The following is a 14700-nucleotide window of genomic DNA, read 5'->3' as shown; positions in this document are numbered from 1 at the left end:
GGCACTCCGGATTGTGGCCATGGCCCACGACCGGATGATCGACGGGTGGGCCGGGCGTCACCGGAGCGGCATCGACACCCGGGTGCGAAACCCGCTAGATCGCATCCCTACGCCCATCAAAGGACCTCTCGATGCCGGTCAGAATCTTCGAAGAGCATGTGGGGCAAAATCAAATCGACATATCGGAGCAAATGCTTGAATCAGGGAATGGATTGATCGAAATACTTGGAATAAGTAATGCTCTAAGCATAAAAAATCCAATTGCTTGCGCGCATATTCATTTGAAAGTTCATGGAAATAATCACGTTTACATTGGTGAACAGTGTGTGTTGAACGGAGTCAATATTCAGCTGATCGCCCCGGGCTCGCTTCGCATCGGCGCACGAACCGGTTTCAACGGCCATTCCCACATCCACATGCACGAGAGCGCGAAAATCGAAATCGGCGAGAATTGCCTGATCGCCGAAGGCACGAATTTCTCGACGTCGCACGTTCACAAGATCATCGATGTCGCGACCGGTGAGCGCCTCAACCCGCCCGGTGACGTGATCATGGAGGATCACGTCTGGAGCGCCGGCAGCGTCTCGCTGTGGGGCGGCGCCCATATCCGCCGGGACAGTATCGTGGGGAGAGGGTCCTTCGTCTCGAAACAGAACTTCCCTCCCAACAGCCTCATCATCGGCGCACCGGCCAGGGTGGTCCGCGAGGGCGTCACGTGGGAACATTGACGATCCGCGCTGGGGCCAAGTCTCCCGTGTGAGGCTTTCGGCGGGTGGGGATGGCGCCCCGCCCTCGTCGGAGTTTCGTGTGCGCCCGGTGGCCCGATCGAGCGATCTCGATTCAGTCCCGGCCGGCGCCCGGACATCGACACGTCACCCTTCGCGGGGCACCAAAAGCGGGGCGAACTCGGCGGCAGCGATGAGCCAAAACTCGCCGGGTGCGCGGCTCATCCTGCCAGAACGGCACTCGGAGTGTCCCGCGTACCGAGATCGCGACGACGGCCCAAAGTCCCTCCCGGCGCATTGTAGATGTAATCCGAAGCGGATTTGTTGAAGTTGGCGCAGTATCGTTCGAATGACAAGGTGTTCGAGAATGTGCTGCGCGAATTTCCGACATAAATTTTCGCCATTTTCGCGATTTCAAAATCAACAATCGAGGAATTCAGCTGATTCATCGCCGAGAGTGTGGCGTGATCTCCCACGTCCGATTTAAAAAATATATCGATGCCGCTGGCCGCTTTGACATTTTGTCTGATCGTTTCTTTTGATTGCCTTAAGTAGCGCTCATCACAAGTTACGTACAGGCTGGGCTGGCCCATATCGATGCTGGCTTGTATTTTTTTGGAAATATCCTCGGGATCTAGATAAATATCTTCGGACTCTTTCAAAGTGTGAGAAAGATGATTTACGCAGAAAACATGCCAATCTTCTTCAATTCTAAATTGCGCGACTGTATTTATATCTTTATCAATGTATATTGATTTACAAACGTCGATGAAAGACTTATCGAATTTTATCTTGGGAACCAGCGACCTGAAGAAATCGGACGACAGGTCCTCGAATATCGTTTCCCGACGATGGGTGCAGAGATCGGCGAGATGGCAGGACGCCTCGCCGAAATAGGTCCATCCGCCACGGGCGATCCGTTCCTGGTCGAAGAAGAGAGGTCTACCAACGATCTCGATGTTCCAGCGTCGGGCGAAATCGCGAAAAACGTCTTCGAAAAAGACATCGCCGAACGGGACGCGCGCCGACCGCGTCTCGTCATGGTGTTTGCTGTAGAGGTCCGGTAGAAACATCCTGCGTTTGCGCGGCTCGCTCTGTTTGTCGACCGAGAGCACGAGGCCGAGCAGAGCCAGTTTCTGATTGCTCAATCCTCCGTCGTTGTAGTCGTATCCGAAAGCTGCAGGTCTCAGCTTTCGCTCTGCGCGGAGCATCAGGGAGCGTATATCGGGCATGGTTCACTCGTGGATGATGGGGCATGGACCTGGTCCCGAGGGGACGATGTCCCCGATGGCGATGGACGTCCATGGTTGACGAGTTTGGTACCAATGCGCGCGCCGCCCCATGCCGGTGGGCGGCGCACCGGTCTGGTTCGGTGGCGGTGATGGCGACCGGGCGGAGCCGACCGCTCCGAAGACTCCATCGCGGGTTGCGCGGGACCATCGTTCGTCGGGCGGGTATCCACTCCGCCCGACAGGCCGTCGGGTCATCGATCTAGCCGCATCCGCTGTCGACGAACCGAAATCCACTTCGCCGGACAATGCTCTACGCGGACACGATCCTCGCGAGCCTGTCCGGATCGATCTGGATCGAACGGTCCCAGGGCAGACTGCCGGTTTGGGGCCCGACTTCCGTGCAGCGGATTTCCCGATAATCGAGGCGCCGTGCCTGGGCGATCATCCAGAACAGCACCTCGGATGCCGTGTTCGGCATGAAACAGAAAATCGTCGTTCCAGGATGGCAGAAAGCGATGTTCGTGAGGTCTGCCCCCATCACTCCGACGATGCGCTCCGCGCCTTTGAACATCTTGATTTGCGACTGAAAATCGAGAGTGCCGGAGAATTTTTCGCTGTATCCCAGCTCGATCAGCTTGCGCGCGGCGACATTTTCCTCGTGGAAGTTGCGCGACGAGTGAGCTCCGCGACTCGCATAAATCCTTTTGTCCGAATCGGCTTGAATATTTGCTGATATTTCGTCGAGGCATTGAAAAACAAATGGTGATAAATAGTATGAATGTTGCGTTAAGCCGTCAACGAAGATCAAATGTTTGACGAAGGTCGGTTCTTCACCTGTAATAATGATCTTGTCGTCGGACACGCCAATGGCGTTCAAGGCCTGCGAGGCGGTTCGAACGAGATCCGCCGAGGCACGATGGATCAGGACCGGCCAATCGTCCACTTGGAGGTGCTTGCGAGCCATCCACGCTCGGGGGAGCATCTCAAGAATGAAATGCCCGTAATTGGTTGCTCCCCGGCTCTTCCCCAGAATGCATCGATCGATCGACGCACCGCCCCCGGACAGAGCGAACGATCTGGCTTTCTCAAGTCCTTCGGCGACTTCGCCGTCGCTATGATATGTCCGCGTTTCTGGAATCAGATTGAGATTGCGATCGAAGACAAGTCCTTCCTTCGCAACGAAAACATCAAAAAACTGTAGAATCCTGATTTTCCGACCTTCGTGGACCGAGCGTCGCCACAAATATTCGAGCGTTCCCTTCACGTTTTCCGGAATCGCTTCGAGTTCAAGCAGGTTCGGATAGGCATAATACGAATTTACGCAACTCATCTCGAAAACGCATGTATCGGCGTCGTTATGGGTTTGTCTGGTGAGCAAAGAAGGGGACATTAGCTTACCAATAATTCATATTCTAGATTGCAATAACTTTGAAAGATTTCGATGTCAACGGTGCGGTTCGGCGCCTTCGGTCCAGCGGTGAGATGTGTCCTTGCGGCCTGCGCGGGCCAGTCGAAGGCGGCGTGAGGGCTCGTCGCCGCCGTCGTGTCGCCCCCGCTCAACCGAGGCCATCGTCCATCCCCGCAGGCCCGTTCGGTCGCCGCCGGCACCATCCCGCGAGATCGCGGGACGGCGTTGCGGAATGACGCGGTGAAACCAGGGCGATCGGCGAGCGGGGCGTCGCCGGGCCACCGCCCATCCCGGACTGAAACGGATCCCGGCAGGTGCCGTTCGAAGGATTGAGCGACGCCACGCTTCTCCCCTGCGGCATCGATGGGTTCGGCGGGATCGATGCGGTCTCCGCCGAAAGGCGGCGTCGCGCCGGCACGGCCGAAGCGACCCGCCCATCCCTCACGGCACCCCGACCTGCCCCCCCACCGCGTTGAACGCCGCCCGCCCGGGCGGCGGGCTCTCGACCGAGCGGAACAGCTGGCCGAGCCCGCCCAGGACCTCGAAGGAGCGGCGCGAGAGGGCGCCGGCCGGGGCGCCGGGGGGTGGAGCGGTCGGGGCGGGGCCTTGCGCTGCGCGGGCGGCGGCCTTGTCGGACTCGAAGCCCGGCAGGGGCTTGAGTTCGATGCCCTGGTGGGCCGGGGCCATCACCTCGTGGAAGGTCATCGCCGGCAGCGAGCCGCCGGTCATGTTCTTGGTCGAGGAATGGTCGTCGTTGCCGTACCAGACCGCAGTGACGAGGTTGCCGGTATAACCGACGAACCATGCGTCGCGGTAGGCGTTGGTGGTGCCGGACTTCCCGGCGGTGCGCACGCCCTCGATCGCCGCCTTGCGGCCGGTGCCCTCGTCGACGACCTTGTTCAGCATGAAGTTCATGTCGGCGACGACGCGCGTCGAGAGCACCTGCTCGGGCGCCGGCTCGCTGGTGTCGTGGCGGTAGATCACCTCGCCGGCGCCGGTGCGGATCTCGGTCGCCGCGTAGGGCTTGGCCCGCTTGCCGCCGTTGGCGAAGACCGAGTAGCCGGCCGCCTGGTCGATCACCGTCACCTCGGCCGAGCCGATCGGCAGCGAGACCGAATCGACCAGGTTCGAGGTGATGCCCATCTTGTGGGACAACTCGATGATCTTGGCCCGGCCGAGCTTGGCCGCGCGGGCGTCGTGGGTCTCGCCGAGCTGCTTGCCCATGGCGATCGAGAACTGCACCGGGATGGTGTTGATCGATTTGGCCACCGCGACCCAGAGCGGCACCGTGCCGGCGAACGAGCGGCCGTAATTCGCCGGGCACCAGTTGCCGATGCAGACCGGCCGGTCGACCACCTTGCTCTCGGGCCGCCACTGCCCGGTGGCGAGCGCCGCGGCGTAGACGTAGGGCTTGTACGACGAGCCGGGCTGGCGCAGCGCGTCGGTGGCGCGGTTGAACTGGCTCTGGCCGTAATCGGCCCCGCCGACCATCGCCCGCACGGCGCCGTCCGGGTCCATGGTGACCAAAGCCGCCTGCTCGACGTCGAAGGCGTCGCCGAACTGGCGCAGCACGTTCTCGACCGCCTGGTCGGCCCGCTTCTGGATCGCGAGGTCGAGCGGGGTCTTCACGACCAGCACCCGCTCCTTCTTGAGCTTGCCCTCGTCGACGAGCTTCTTGATGTCGTTGAAGGCCCAGTCGAGGTAGTAGTCGGCGCTGATGTCGCGCGAGCGCGTCACCGGCGTCGCCGGGTTGCGCAGGGCCGACTGGATCTGGCCCTCCGTCAGGTAGCCGGCCTCGACCATGTTGTGCAGCACGTCCGCCGCGCGGGCCCGGGCCGCCGGCAGGTTGACGTGGGGCGCGTATTTCGTCGGCGCCTTGAACAGGCCGGCCAGCATGGCCGCCTCCGGCAGGGTGATGTCCTTGAGGTTCTTGCCGAAATAGTAGTCGGCCGCGGCCGCCGCCCCGAAGGTGCCGCCGCCCATGTAGGCGCGGTCGAGGTAGAGCTTCAGGATCTCGTTCTTGGTCAGGTGGCATTCGAGCCAGAGCGCCAGGAACGCCTCGTTGACCTTGCGCTCGAGCGAGCGCTCGTTCGACAGAAAGAGGTTCTTGGCGAGCTGCTGGGTCAGCGAGGAGCCGCCCTGGACGTGGCCGCCGCCGCGCGCGTTCACCGTCACGGCGCGGAGCGTCCCGATCGGGTCGATGCCCCAGTGCTCGTAGAAGCGCCGGTCCTCGGTCGAGATCAGCGCCTTGATCAGGATGTCGGGAAACTCGTCGATGCGCAGCGAATCGTCGTGCTTGATGCCGCGCCGCCCGACCTCGGTGCCGTAGCGGTCGAGGAAGGTCACGGCGAGGTCCGGCGCCTTGAGCCAGTTCTCGCTGGTCTGGTTGAAGGCCGACTGCGCGAGCGTCAGCATCACCACGCCGCCGGCGAGCCCGAGGGTCACGCCCTCGCTGGCGAGGTCGAGGACGAGGCGCTTGACGCCGGTGACCCGGAAGCGCCGCTGGATCTTCTCGGCGTAGCGGCCATAGGCCTCGCCGAACGAGCGGCTGCCGCTGAAGAGCGCGTCGTTCAGCCAGGCGTCGAAGCCGAGGGCCCCGCGGGACAGGCGGGTCCGGAGCTGGGTCAGCCGGTTGGTGGGCCGGTTCTCGGGCACGACGGGTCCTCGGGTGGGCGCGCGGTCGGGTCTATCAAGCCCCGCACTCTAGCGCGAGACCGGGGCGGCAGAGAGGCGGATCGCTCCTCTGCCCGCACTATATGGGGCACGGATGCGCCGACACGACGTCGCAGGATTGCGCAGCCTCCCGCCGCCGCGCTTGCCCTCGACGCCGGCCTGCGGCAGGGGAGGGGTCTCCCGTCCGTTCGTCCCGCATCCGCGCCCGGTTTCCCGGCGCCTTCGAGGCCCAGCACCCGTGGCCGACGCCCGCAAATCTCCTCCCGGCACGCCTGGTCCGGGCACCTCTCGTCCGGGCAAGCCTGCCCCCGTCTCTCTCAAGGCCGAGAACTCCCTCAAGGCCGAGACGCCGTTCTGGCGCGGGAAGAGCCTGGAGGCGTTCAGCCCGGCGGAGTGGGAGAGCCTGTGCGACGGCTGCGGCCGCTGCTGCCTCCTGAAGCTCGAGGACGAGGACACGGCCGAGATCCACTACACCGATATCGGCTGCACGCTCCTCGACGCCGCTACCTGCCGCTGCCGCGACTATCCCCGGCGCCAGAAGAAGGTGCCGGACTGCGTGCGCCTGACGCCCGAGGCGGTGCGCACCCTGACCTGGCTGCCGCCGACCTGCGGCTACCGCCTGGTGCGGGACGGGCACGACCTGCCCTGGTGGCACCCGCTGGTCTCCGGCACCCGCCGCACCGTGCACGAGGCCGGCATCTCGGTCCGCGGCCGCGTCAGCGGCACCGAGGAGGAGTTCGAGACCGAGGAACTGCCGGACCGCATCGTCGACTGGCCGGGGCAGGACCCGCAGGCCGGGGCCTGACCGACCGGTCTGGGGCGCGATCCGGCGCGTCGGCGCGCCCTTGTGCGCGAGTTGGCGCGCGACTTGCGAGGCCTTCCGCCGACGCTCATGGGCGTTTCCTCCCCGACTTGAGGCCCCGCCGCGACCTTCGCGCGGGGCCTCCCTTCTTTCGCGGCCGTTGCCATCGGGCGCGGGCCGCCCGATAACCCCGGGCGACCGGAGATCTCCCGACATGGCCCTCACCGTCGCGGTCCAGATGGACCCGATCCAGGCGATCCGCATCGCCGGCGACACCACCTTCTCGCTCCTGCTGGAGGCGCAGCGGCGCGGCCACACGCTGCTGCACTACACCCCCGACCGGCTCTCGATGCGCGACGGGCGCGTCACCGCCCGGGCCGAGCCCCTGCGGGTGCAGGACGTCGAGGGCGACCACGCCCATCTCGGCGCCCAGGAGCGGATCGATCTCGCCGAGGTCGACGTGGTGCTGATGCGCCAGGACCCGCCCTTCGACCTCGCCTACATCACGGCGACGCACATGCTGGAGCGGATCCACCCGCACACGCTCGTGGTGAACAACCCGTTCGAGGTGCGCAACGCCCCCGAGAAGCTGTTCGTCACCGCCTATCCGGAGCTGATGCCCCCGACCCTGATCACCCGCGACAAGCAGGAGATCGAGGCGTTCCGGGCCGAGCACGGCGCCGTGGTGATGAAGCCGCTGCACGGCCACGGCGGCGCCGCGGTGCTGCGGGTGCTGCCCGACGACCCGAATTTCGGCTCGATGTTCGACCTGTTCTCGGTCACCTTCCGGGAGCCCTGGGTGGTGCAGCGCTTCCTGCCGCGCATCACCGAGGGCGACAAGCGCATCATCCTGGTCGACGGCGAGCCTCTCGGCGCCGTCAACCGGGTGCCGGCGGCCAACGACATCCGCTCCAACATGGTGCGGGGCGGCACCGGCGGGGCCACGGCGCTCACCCCGCGCGAGCGGGAGATCTGCGCGGCGATCGGCCCGGAGCTGCGCCGGCGCGGCCTGATCCTCGTCGGCATCGACGTGATCGACGGCAACCTGACCGAGATCAACGTCACCTCGCCGACCGGCATCCGGGCGATCAAGCGCCTCGGCGGCCCCGACCTCGCGGTCGCGGTCTGGGACGCGATCGAGGCCAAGGTGACGAAGCCGCAGAGCGCCTGACGCCGCCGGAGCCGAGAGGCCGTTCAACCGGGAGGACGGCTTTCATCCTACCCGCGACCTCATCCCGAGGTGTCGGTCCGTCAGTGATGGGCTGATCTCGAAGGGGGCTCCGGAAGTCTCCGAGATCGCTGGAGCCCTCCTTCGAGGTTCGTCGATCTTCGATCGACCAACACCTCAGGATGAGGTGGGAGGACAGGATGGGACGATCCCCGGGTCCGTCCCGGGCCGTCGCGCCTCCCTCGAAGGGAGAGCCTTAGCCCGCATCCTCCCCCAGCGTGTCCTCGATGTAGAGCCTGTCGAGCAGCACCTTCACGACCGCCATCAGCGGCAGCGCCAGGGCGACGCCCCAGAGGCCGAACAGCACGCCGAGCAGGATCTGGCCGGCGAACAGGGTGGCGGGCGGGATGTCGAGGGCCCGCTTCTGCACGAACGGCGTCAGCACGTAGCTCTCGAGCGTCTGCACCAGGAGGTAGACGGCCATCCCGGCGACCACGCCCTTCAGCCCCGAGGCGAGGGAGGCGAGCACGATGATGATGCCGGCGACGAGCGCCCCGATGGTCGGGATGAAGCAGAGCAGCCCGGCCTGGAGCCCGAGGATCAGGGACCCGTCGATGCCCACCAGCGTCAGCCCGAGCCAGACGCAGACGAAGATCGCCGCCATCACGACGAGCTGGCCGAACAGCCAGTGGCGCAGCGTGATGCCGATGTCGTCGGCGACGGAGGCCGCGTGGGTGCGCTGGCGCGAGGGCACGAAGCGCAGGAAGCCGTCGCGGTAGGTGCGCGGCTCGGCGGCCACGAACAGCCCGAGCACGACCACGATGAACACGTTGCCGATGGCGCCGAACACCGCCAGCGCCACCGTGGAGGCCTGGCCGAGCACGCTGCCGGCACCCGAGAGCAGCGTGCCGGGGCTCGGCAGGCTCGGGCCCTTCGGGCGCTCCTCCTCGGCCGTGCCGCCCTGCGCCCCGCCGCCCTGGGCGGCCGCGTCCTTGAGCTTGCCGAAATCGAGGAAGCGGGTGTCGACCCCGCGGGCGTCGAGCCAGGACTTCACGGTGCCGGACTGCTCGCGCAAGGTCTCCCCCAGGCGCTGGGCCTGCCCCGCCACGGTGGCGCCGCCGAGCCCGACCATGCCGAGGACCATGACGGTGAGGAGCAGGCTGACGATCGCGAGCCGGAACCCGTGGCCGAGCGGCACGACGCGGCCGAGATAGTGCGTGAGCCCGTCGAGGAAGACCGCGAACAGGATGCCGGCGAAGATCAGGAGCAGCGTGTCGGCCGAGTGCCAGGCCAGCAGCAGCGCCGCCGTGAACGCCACCACCCCGATTCCGGCGAGGACGAGCGAGCGGGTGCTCGTCCAGGCGGGGCGGGGGGCGCCCGGGGCGAGGGCATCCGGCGAGGGGGAAACGGGCATGTCGGGGAGCTTTCCGGCCGGCGGCACCGGGCCGCCCTGCCGGCACACATAGCCTTGCGCGGCCATCCGGCGACCGTCGTACCGCTGCCTAACCCTCCTCGCGCCGGCGCCGCACGCCGGCGAGCACGGCGGGATGCGCCGGGGTCTGCCAGGCCGGTTCCGCCGGGGCGGCCGGCTCGGGCGCCGTCATCCCCTTGGGCAGGGCGATGGGCTTGGGCAGCGCCAGCGCCGGGGCCGGGCGGCGGGGCGCCCATTCCTCCGGCTCCAGGATCTCGACGACCGGCATCGGCCGGCGGCGGGGCCGCTTCCGGACCGGCTGCGGCGCGCGCCCGAAGACCCGCAGCAGGGCCCAGCCGACGAGGCCGCCCCAGGCGAGCAGCACGCCCCCGGGCGTCGGCCGCTCGGAGATCAGGAGGGTCACGAGCCCGACGAGCGCGCAGACCATCGCGAGGTTGCGCGCGCTGAAGGGATCGAACGGCAGCGGGTCGGAGGATCTGTGGTCGCGGATCATGGGACGAGCTTGCCCGAGCCCGGTCAGCGAATCCTCAGTTCGACCGCTCGAATTGTCCGCAATCCCCGCTTCCCACGATTCGAATGCTGTCGTTTTCGTGGATTCGCCCACGAAGGAGCGCTTGCCCGCCCGGGCCGGTGCGGCGCGCAGGGTGTCATGTCGATCCGTGCGGGGCCCGCGTCGCGACGGTCGGGGCGGGCGCCCGCGCTCACCAGCGCGCGGCGGCCGCCGCGTCGTGCTCCATCGCCTCGACCCAGCCGCCCAGGGTGCCGTCGGCCCGGTGCTCGCGCTTCCAGAACGGCGCGCGGGTCTTGAGGTAGTCCATCAGGAAGCTCGCGGCCTCGAAGGCGGCGGTGCGGTGGGCGGAGGCGGCGAGCACCAGCACGATGCCCTCGCCCGGCCGTACCAGGCCGTGGCGGTGGATCGCCGCCGCGCCCTGGAGCGGCCAGCGCCGGGTGGCCTCGTCGAGCACGCGGCCGATCTCGGCCTCGGCCATGCCGGGATAATGCTCGAGCTCGAGGGCGGCGAGCCGTCCGTCCTCGTCGCGGCACAGGCCGGTGAAGCTGACGATGGCGCCCGCCCGCCCGCCGAGCTCCGCGGTGAGGGCGGCGATCTCCGCCGCGACGTCGAAGGGCTCGGGCTGGATCGAGAGGCGAGGGGTCATGGCGGGTCGGGTCATGGCGGGTCCGCGCGGAGAGATCTTCACCGGGCTCTCTAGCACGAACGCCTCCCGGGCCGCGCGCGGCGGGCTGTGCGCGGCGCCCGCGCGGGGGTAGACCTGGGCGAGGAACGGCCGGCCTCGTGCGGCCGGAGGATCGCCCCCGTGACCCCTGACCTCCTCCTCCCCTACGACGACACCGAGCCGACCTTCGCGGCCCGGCCGGTCTGGTGCGGCCGCGGCAGCGCGGTGATCGGGCGGGCGAGCCTCGGCGCCCAGGCCTGGCTCGGCGACGAATCGGTGATCCGGGCCGACGGCCACGACGTGGTGGTGGGCGACCGGTTCTGGCTCGGCGCCCGCTCGACCCTGCACATCGCCGCCGAGATGTACCCGTGCATCGTCGGCGACCGGGTCACGGTCGGGCGCGACGTGGTGGTGCATGCCTGCACGGTCGGCGACGACTGCGTGATCGCGGAGGAATGCGTCGTCCTCGACGGGTCCGTGATCGAGGACGGGGTGCTGCTCGAGGCCGGCAGCACGGTGTTTCCGCGCACCACCCTGCCGGCGGGCTTCGTCTGCGCCGGCAGCCCGGCCCGGCCGGTGCGGCCGCTCGCCCCCGGCGAGCTGGCGGAGCGGGCCGAGCGCCTGCGCGAGGCCGCCGCCGCCGAGCCGGCCCCGGGCCCGGGCGAGGCCTTCGCGGCCGATCCCGCCGTCTTCGTCGCCCGCACCGCCCGGCTGCACGGCCGGGTCGCCCTGGCGCCGGGGGCGAGCGTGTTCTTCTCCTGCCGGCTGGAGGCCGGGCTCGGGCCGATCGTGATCGGGTCGAACGTCAACGTGCAGGACAATTGCGCGCTCCACACCCGCGCCGACGGCCTAGTCATCGAGCACGACACGACGCTCGGCCACAACGTGCGCGCCGGCGACGGCCGCATCGGCCCGCACTGCCTCGTCGGCATGGGGGCGCGCCTCGGCCCCGGCACGGTGGTGGAGGCCGACGTGCTGCTGGCAGCCGGCAGCGCCACCGATCCCGGGCAGGTGCTGGATTCCGGCTGGCTCTGGGGCGGGCGCCCGGCCCGGAAGCTCGCGCGCCTCGATTCGGAGCGCCGCGCCATGATGGCCCGGACGGTGGCGAGCTACGCGGCCTACGGCCGGACCTTCCGCCGGCTCCAGGCGCGGTCGGGCGGGGAGGGTTAGGGTCGAGCCGTCCCTGATGGGCTGCCGCAGGTGAGGTATGCCGTCGCAATCGTCTTTCGGAAGGGAGGCGTCCGCAGTCAGGCCCGACCGAGCCGCTCGTGAGTTGCCCGACGGCCATCGATGCGTCCTACCCGGGGACCGACGGCGGGTGTTCGGCAGCCTCCGGATGGCATCGTCGGCGGAGTTCGGACGCTCGGATACGCGAGGCCCCAGGACTGTCCGGGATCGCGGCGTCGGGTCGGCGAAAGCGGTGGCGACGAGGGGAGGCGAGACGCCGGATTGCGTCATGAGCGGCCGGCGCCCTACATTCCGTCCGTCAGGAGATCCCGATGGGCTTACCCGCCTTCGATATGTCGGCCTTCGAGGCTGCGCAGAACGCAGTCACGAGTAAGCCGCGAGCTGCGACGACCGTGTTTCTTGCGCCAAGGCTCAATTTCGGCACCTCGACCGATGAAGCAAGAGAGCAGGTTCGCGCTTCAACGGACGCGATAATCGAGAGCTATATATCGTGGCGCGCCCACGTCTTGCACGGTATGTCCGAGATGCCGAGGCAGATTGAGGGCGCGTGTCGGTCGCAGTCCCTTGCGGTGCTTCGAAATATTTCGGCTCATCTCGCTATTCAGCTAGAGGAGGTCGAAGAAGGCCGCAAGATCTACGCCGATATGGACGGGGAGAATATCCGTAACGCCCTTTCGACAGAAGAAAAAGTCAGCCAGATCTCTCCTGATGCCGGTCGGTTCGTGCGGAAAGAGATCAGGCGCGTTGAGCAGATGGCGAAAGCTAGGGCAGATACGTATGAAAAAATTCTAGGCCGGATCGGGGAGGTCAAGAAACGTCTCGACGACTTCATATCGTCTCAAGTTTTGGAATCTGCCTCAGTGCCGGAAGAGGGCAACAGGGCGGAATACATGCAGAATGCCCTTCGGCGGGAGGCCGATATCGAGGGCGTGAGAGAGCGGACGGCGCGCCGGTTGAAGCAGTTCCCGAAGACGGCTGCCTACCTTGCCCGCTGATCCTCCTGTTTGGATCACAGCGGATGAAATCGAAGCGATCAATCGGGAAATCCTGAGCGAGACCTCGGAGCCCTTCCACGTCCTGAACCGTGGCGGCCTGGAAAGTGCCGCGGCGCGGCCCCTCAATGCCTGGGCCTACGAGGGGGAAGACGATCGCATCGTGCTGGCTGTGCGCCTTCTGGAAGGCGTCGGTCAGAACCACTGTTTTCAACAAGGTAACAAGCGCACGGCGTTCTTCGCCGCCTTGGAATTCATCGAACGCAACGGCGGTGAGTACGCGGTGGTGGATGGCGAGGATCTCGGTCGGCTCTGCGAAGCCGTGATCCTCCGCCAAGCCGCCCCTATGGAACTGGTTGCCATGCTGCGTCGGCGGGTGCGGTTCTGATCGCGGTTGGACGGTGGCCCGCTCTGCCCACGAGCAGAGTTGCACGGGACAACTCCGCTTGGATCCCCGATCCCGCATCGGTTTTGTCGCCGAACCTGTAATCGCGTCGGCGAACGATTTTCAGAGTGCCGCCGCCCGTCCCGATCCGGCCCGGCGGGCGGCCTCGGCCACGTCGAGGAGGTGGCCGAGCTCGGCCGCGGCCGCGGCCACCCGCTCGGCGACCCGGGCGTCGGTGACGATCCCGTCCTCGATCTCGGCCTCGCCGGCATAGACCGCCGTCGGCGCGACGTGGGCGGTGAAGAAGCCGAAGAGCGGGCGCAAGGCGTGCTCGACCATCAGGGCGTGGCGCGGCCCGCCGCCGGTCGCGGTCAGCACCACCGGCTTGCCCGCGATGGCGGCGGGATCGAGGAAGTCGATGACGTGCTTGAACAGGCCCGAATAGGCGCCGTTATGCACCGGCGAGCCGACGACGAGCCCGTCGGCGCCCTCCATCGCCTCGATCATGTGGGCGATCGGCAGCGGCAGGGCCTGCCGGGTGGTGGCGCCGAGGCCCGTGCCGATCTCGGCCAGGTCGTAGACCTTGAGGTCGATGGGGCGCTGCCGGCCGAGCTCGGCCGTGACCGCCTCCACCAGCGCGCGGGTCCGGGACGGGCGGCGGACGTTGCCCGAGAAGGCGACGATGCGGGCTGGTCTCACGGCGGGCTCCGGTTGACGAGGACGGGTTCCCGGAACGGATCGCTGGACCGGTCGCGGCGGCCCCGGACTGTGCCGGGAGCGCGCGCGAGGTCAATGCGAAACCGGTGCCAGGGCTCCCCGTCCCTTAACGGGACACGCGGTCCCACGTCCCGAGTAGATGGGGCAGGTCGGCGAATTCGTCGAAGACCCGGACGGCACCGGCGGCCAGAAGATCCGCCCCGGCCCGGTCGTGCGACCAGTGGCCGCCGCCGCAGAAGCCGAGCGCCGGGATCCCGGCGGCCCGCGCCGCGGCGACGCCCGGCACGCTGTCCTCGATCACCACGCAGGCCTCCGGCGCCACCCCCATCTGCGCGGCGGCGTAGAGGAAGAGGTCCGGGAAAGGCTTGCCCCGCGACACCATGGTGGCGCTGAAGACGTGCCCGTCGAAGTGCCGCAGGAGGCCGGTGAGCGTCAGCGCGTGGCGCAGGCGCTGCGGATCGCTGCTCGAGGCGACGCAGCGCCGGTCCGGCATCGTCTCCAGCACCGCGGCGACCCCGGCGATGGCCTGCAATTCGGCGTCGAAGGCCCGCAGGGTGTCGGCCCGCACCGCGTCGACGAAGCCCTCGGGCGTCGGCACGCCGTAATCCGTCGCGATGTGGGCCATGATCGAGGTCATGCTGGTGCCGGTGAAGCGCCGGGCCACCGTGGCGAGGTCGATCGGCACGCCGATGCGCTGCAGGTTCTCGGTCAGGCGCGCGAGGCTGATCGGCTCGCTGTCGATCAGCACGCCGTCGCAATCGAAGATCACCAGTTCCGGTCGCCCGCCCGTCCTGCCGCTCATG

General features: G+C 67.4%; 14 protein-coding genes. 6 read left to right on the top strand and 8 right to left on the bottom strand.

What is annotated here, in order from left to right:
- Positions 1-131 precede the first annotated feature (131 nt).
- Positions 132-728: an acyltransferase gene (locus BMX97_RS32235; RefSeq protein ID WP_143074668.1), complete on the top strand. Its 597-nt coding sequence runs from the start codon at positions 132-134 to the stop codon at positions 726-728.
- Between the two features lie 218 nt (positions 729-946).
- Here BMX97_RS32235 and BMX97_RS32230 read toward each other — a convergent pair whose 3' ends face one another.
- The 3 genes from BMX97_RS32230 to BMX97_RS20910 all read right to left on the bottom strand — a co-directional run bounded on the left by BMX97_RS32230 (position 947) and on the right by BMX97_RS20910 (position 6020).
- On the bottom strand, positions 947-1957 hold the full coding sequence (locus BMX97_RS32230) for an O-fucosyltransferase family protein (RefSeq protein ID WP_143074667.1): 1011 nt from the start codon (positions 1955-1957) through the stop codon (positions 947-949).
- Between the two features lie 310 nt (positions 1958-2267).
- Positions 2268-3287, bottom strand: a complete 1020-nt coding sequence (locus tag BMX97_RS20915; protein ID WP_177202295.1) for a glycosyltransferase family 61 protein — start codon at positions 3285-3287, stop codon at positions 2268-2270.
- Between the two features lie 519 nt (positions 3288-3806).
- A complete protein-coding gene (locus BMX97_RS20910) occupies positions 3807-6020 on the bottom strand; it encodes a transglycosylase domain-containing protein (RefSeq protein ID WP_091753203.1) in 2214 nt (737 codons plus the stop codon).
- A gap of 256 nt (positions 6021-6276) precedes the next feature.
- Here BMX97_RS20910 and BMX97_RS20905 point away from each other — a divergent pair, with 256 nt between their 5' ends.
- Positions 6277-6843 carry a YcgN family cysteine cluster protein gene (locus tag BMX97_RS20905; protein WP_091753202.1) on the top strand — a complete coding sequence of 189 codons (567 nt, stop codon included), beginning with the start codon at positions 6277-6279 and terminating at the stop codon, positions 6841-6843.
- Positions 6844-7054: 211 nt separating this feature from the next.
- Entirely contained in the window at positions 7055-8011 is a 957-nt protein-coding gene (gene gshB, locus BMX97_RS20900) for a glutathione synthase (protein ID WP_091753201.1), read from the top strand.
- A gap of 253 nt (positions 8012-8264) precedes the next feature.
- Here gshB and BMX97_RS20895 read toward each other — a convergent pair whose 3' ends face one another.
- From BMX97_RS20895 to BMX97_RS20885, 3 genes are all read right to left on the bottom strand, one after another.
- Positions 8265-9422, bottom strand: coding sequence for an AI-2E family transporter (locus tag BMX97_RS20895; RefSeq protein WP_091753232.1), 1158 nt, complete (start codon positions 9420-9422; stop codon positions 8265-8267).
- 88 nt (positions 9423-9510) lie between these two features.
- The gene (locus BMX97_RS20890) at positions 9511-9933 is read right to left on the bottom strand and encodes a hypothetical protein (RefSeq protein WP_091753200.1); all 423 of its coding nucleotides are present in this window, start codon (positions 9931-9933) and stop codon (positions 9511-9513) included.
- A 208-nt stretch (positions 9934-10141) separates the two neighbouring features.
- A complete protein-coding gene (locus BMX97_RS20885; RefSeq protein WP_091753199.1) occupies positions 10142-10597 on the bottom strand; it encodes a molybdenum cofactor biosynthesis protein MoaE in 456 nt (151 codons plus the stop codon).
- Between the two features lie 159 nt (positions 10598-10756).
- On the opposite strand from BMX97_RS20885, the gene BMX97_RS20880 reads away from it, so the two are divergent.
- The 3 genes from BMX97_RS20880 (at position 10757) to BMX97_RS20870 (ending at position 13183) form a co-directional block, all read left to right on the top strand.
- Positions 10757-11785 carry a gamma carbonic anhydrase family protein gene (locus BMX97_RS20880; RefSeq protein WP_091753198.1) on the top strand — a complete coding sequence of 343 codons (1029 nt, stop codon included), beginning with the start codon at positions 10757-10759 and terminating at the stop codon, positions 11783-11785.
- 329 nt (positions 11786-12114) lie between these two features.
- Complete coding sequence (locus BMX97_RS20875; protein WP_091753197.1) at positions 12115-12798, top strand: hypothetical protein; 684 nt, start codon at positions 12115-12117, stop codon at positions 12796-12798.
- Positions 12788-13183, top strand: coding sequence for a type II toxin-antitoxin system death-on-curing family toxin (locus BMX97_RS20870; RefSeq protein ID WP_091753196.1), 396 nt, complete (start codon positions 12788-12790; stop codon positions 13181-13183). Before BMX97_RS20875 ends, BMX97_RS20870 begins: the two co-directional genes overlap by 11 nt.
- A gap of 120 nt (positions 13184-13303) precedes the next feature.
- Here BMX97_RS20870 and msuE read toward each other — a convergent pair whose 3' ends face one another.
- Positions 13304-13879, bottom strand: coding sequence for an FMN reductase (gene msuE / locus BMX97_RS20865; protein ID WP_091753195.1), 576 nt, complete (start codon positions 13877-13879; stop codon positions 13304-13306).
- 124 nt (positions 13880-14003) lie between these two features.
- A complete protein-coding gene (locus BMX97_RS20860; protein ID WP_091753194.1) occupies positions 14004-14699 on the bottom strand; it encodes an HAD family hydrolase in 696 nt (231 codons plus the stop codon).
- Between the last annotated feature and the right edge of the window lies 1 nt (position 14700).

The sequence above is a fragment of the Methylobacterium sp. ap11 genome (genome assembly GCF_900110515.1).
Lineage (GTDB): Bacteria > Pseudomonadota > Alphaproteobacteria > Rhizobiales > Beijerinckiaceae > Methylobacterium > Methylobacterium ajmalii.
The sequence above is the reverse complement of the archived record's forward strand: the minus strand, read 5'-3'. Positions and strand labels throughout refer to the sequence as shown.